The organism is Elioraea sp. Yellowstone (genome assembly GCF_006704265.1).
GTDB lineage: Bacteria > Pseudomonadota > Alphaproteobacteria > Acetobacterales > Acetobacteraceae > Elioraea.
In genome coordinates this window covers 1-3,195 of record NZ_VIKA01000236.1, presented here as the reverse complement: position 1 = coordinate 3,195, position 3,195 = coordinate 1, and the positions used below count along the sequence as shown (strand labels likewise).

Sequence of the window (3,195 nt, the reverse complement as noted above, 5' to 3'; positions counted from 1 at the left end):
GCGCCTGGGCGCGCCACCGGGCCGGCGGCGCGGCCGAGGAGGCGGATGCGCCGCTCGCCGAGCCGGCCGCGCCCGCCGCCGAGGAGGATCCGGCGCAGGCGCTGCGCATCGACGCGATCCGGCTTGAGCTCGGCTACGGCCTGCTGCGGCTCGCCACAGGCGAGTCCGGCCAGCGGCTGACCGAGCAGATCCGCGGGCTGCGCCGCAGCCTGGCGATGGAGCTCGGCTATCTGCTGCCGCCGGTGCGCATCCAGGACAACGTGCAGCTCCCGCCCAACACCTATGTCGTGCGGCTGAAGGAGATCGAGGCCGGGCGCGCCGAGCTCCGCCCCACCATGCTGATGGCGATGGACCCGAAGGGCGGACCGATCGCGCTGCCGGGCGAGCGCACCACCGAGCCGGCCTTCGGCCTGCCCGCGGCCTGGATCGAGGAGACGCTGCGCGACGAGGCGGCGGCGCGCGGCTATACCGTGGTCGATCCGGCCTCGGTGCTGGTGACGCATCTCACCGAGCTCGTGCGCGACCATCTCGCCGAGCTCCTCTCCTTCGCCGACACGCAGAAGCTGCTGGACGAGCTGCCGCGCGAGCACCAGCGCCTCGTGGCCGACCTCACCGCGGCGCAGATCGGCACCGGCACGATCCAGCGCGTGCTGCAGGCGCTGCTCGCCGAGCGCGTCTCGATCCGCGATCTGCCGACCATCCTCGAAGGCATCCAGGACGGCGCGGCCGGCGCGCGCGGCTTCAATGGCCTGCTGGCCGCCGTGCGCAACCGGCTGGCGCGCCAGATCACCGACAGCCTGATGGGGCCGAACGGCTACGTGCCGCTGGTCACGCTCTCGGCCGAGTGGGAGCGCGCCTTCGCCGAGGCGATGGTCGGCCCGCCGGAGGATCGCCAGCTCGCGATGCAGCCGACGAGGCTGCAGGAGTTCATGGCCAAGGTGCGCGAGGTGTTCGACCGCGCGGCGACCATGGGCGAGCAGCCCGCGCTGCTGGTCAGCCCCGCCCTGCGGCCGCATATCCGCGCGATCGTCGAGCGGTTCCGTCCTTCAACCCCGGTGCTGAGCCAGACCGAGGTGCATCCGCGCGCGCGCATCCGCACGGTGGGGACGATCTGAGCCATGCGGCTGCGCGTGTTCCATGCCCGCACCACCGCCCAGGCGCTCGCCCAGGCGCGCGCCGCCCTCGGCGAGGATGCGCTGATCCTGTCGACGCGCCGGGCGCAGGGCGGGGTGGAGGTCACGGCCGCCGCGCCGATGGCGGAGGAGCCGGTCGAGCCGATCGCACCGCCTGCGCGGCGCCGGGCGACGTTCGAGGAGACGGTCGGCGCCGCCCTGCGGCGGCATGGCGTGCCGGAGGCGCTGATCGAGACCTTCGCCGACGGCGACTCGCTCGCCGCCTCGCTCTCCACCGCGCTCGCCTTCACGCGCCTGCCGCTCGACCCCGGCGCCGTGCTGCTGCTCTGCGGTCCGCCGGGTGCGGGCAAGACGTTGACCGCGGCGAAGCTCGCCACCCGGCTGCGCATCGACGGCGCCGCACCCGCGGTGATCGCGGCCGACGGGCGGCGCGCCGGCGCGGTCGACCAGCTCGCCGCCTACACCCGGCTGCTCGGGCTCAACCTGGTGGTGGCGCCCGACATCCCGCGCCTGGCCAAGGCGATCGCGCGCCGGCCACCGGATGCGCCGACGCTGGTCGATCTCGCCGGCGCCGATCCGTTCTGCGAGCAGGACGGAACCGAGCTCGCCGCGCTGATCGAGGCGGTGGGGGCGACGGCGGTCCTGGTCCTGCCCGCCGGCACCGACGCGGCCGAGGCCGGGGACATCGCCGCGGCGATGGCCGCGCGCGGCGTGCGCCACCTGCTGCCGACGCGGCTCGACGTGGCGCGGCGCCTCGGTTCGGTCGTCGCGGCCGCCGCGGCCGGCTCGCTCGCGCTGGCCGAAGCCGGGATCGGGCCGGGCGCGACCGACGGGCTCGCGCCGATCGATCCCGCCACGCTGGAATCCTGGCTGCTCGCCCCGCCTGCGGCACGGCGCAGCCTTCGCAAGGACGTCATGGCATGACGGCACCGACCCGACCGCGCGCCGCGCGGCTGATCGCCATCGCCTCCGGCAAGGGCGGCGTGGGCAAGACCTGGTTCGCGATCGCGCTCGCCCAGGCGCTCGCCGCGCAGCGCCACCGCGTGCTGCTGGTGGACGCGGATGTCGGGCTCGCGAACGTGGACGTTCAGCTCGGCCTCGATCCCGAACGCGACATCGGCACGCTGCTGAAGGGTGCGCCGCTCGAGGCCTGCGCGATGCCGGTCGCCGGCGCCGCGTTCGACGTCGTGGCCGGCCGGTCCGGCTCGGGCGCGCTCGCGGGCGCGGATCTCGCCGCCGCGGAGCGCATCCTCGAGGCGCTCGCGGTCCCGGCGCGGTGGGATCTCGCGGTCCTCGACCTCGGCGCCGGCATCGAGCGGCTGCAACGGCGCCTGGCGAGCGCCGCCGACACGCTGCTCGTGCTGACGACCGAGGAGCCGACCGCGCTGACCGACGCCTATGCCTGCCTGAAGCTCGCCGAGACCGATGCGCCGGCCGGCGATCGCCGCATCGTCGTCAACATGGCCGCCTCGCGCGCGACCGGCGAACGCACGGCGGCGATCCTGCAGAAGTCCTGCGCGCGCTTCCTCGGCATCACCCCTCCACTCGCCGGCGTGATCCGGCGGGATCCGCGCGTGGCGGAGGCGATCCGGCGCCAGGCGCCCTTCCTCACCCGCCATCCGACCTCGGACGCCGCGCGCGACGTCGAGGCGGTGGCGGAGTCGCTGCTCGCTCCCGTCGCCTGATCCTCAGGGCAGCACGCGATAGACGGTCGTGACGCGGACGGTCCGGTCCTCGAGCTCGCGCGACACCGCGACCTCGTAGCGCGCGACCGGCGCGAGCCCCGCGCGCGGCAGATAGGCGCGGCCGGGATCGGCGAGCAGCACGGCGATGCCGCGGCCTGCCGCCGCGCGCAGCCACGGCACCACGCGCGCGGTCATGCGCGCCTCGTAGCAGACATCGCCGGCAAGGATCACCTCCGCCTCGGCCGGCGCGTCCAGCGGATCGCCGAGGGCGACCGCGACCTCGACCCCGTTCAGCGCCGCATTCGCGCGGATCGCCGCCGCCGCGAGCGGGTCGATCTCCGCCGCGGTCACCACCGCTCCGGCGCGCGCCGCCGCGA

Annotated in this window: 4 protein-coding genes; 3 read left to right on the top strand and 1 reads right to left on the bottom strand. The window is 75.7% G+C overall.

The features are described from left to right. The 3 genes from FK498_RS18140 to FK498_RS18130 form a co-directional block, all read left to right on the top strand. Positions 1 to 1,115: FHIPEP family type III secretion protein (locus FK498_RS18140; protein ID WP_202614921.1), on the top strand; the 1,115-nt coding region annotated here is incomplete at its 5' end. Between the two features lie 3 nt (positions 1,116 to 1,118). Continuing rightward, positions 1,119 to 2,057, top strand: coding sequence for a hypothetical protein (locus FK498_RS18135; RefSeq protein WP_141857043.1), 939 nt, complete (start codon positions 1,119 to 1,121; stop codon positions 2,055 to 2,057). Then, a complete protein-coding gene (locus FK498_RS18130; protein WP_141857041.1) occupies positions 2,054 to 2,818 on the top strand; it encodes a P-loop NTPase in 765 nt (254 codons plus the stop codon). The genes FK498_RS18135 and FK498_RS18130 overlap by 4 nt, the downstream gene beginning before the upstream one ends. 3 nt (positions 2,819 to 2,821) lie before the next feature. Here the strand turns inward: FK498_RS18130 and FK498_RS18125 are convergent. Further along, positions 2,822 to 3,195 (bottom strand): methyltransferase (locus tag FK498_RS18125; protein WP_141857039.1); only part of this gene is annotated, 374 nt, incomplete at its 5' end.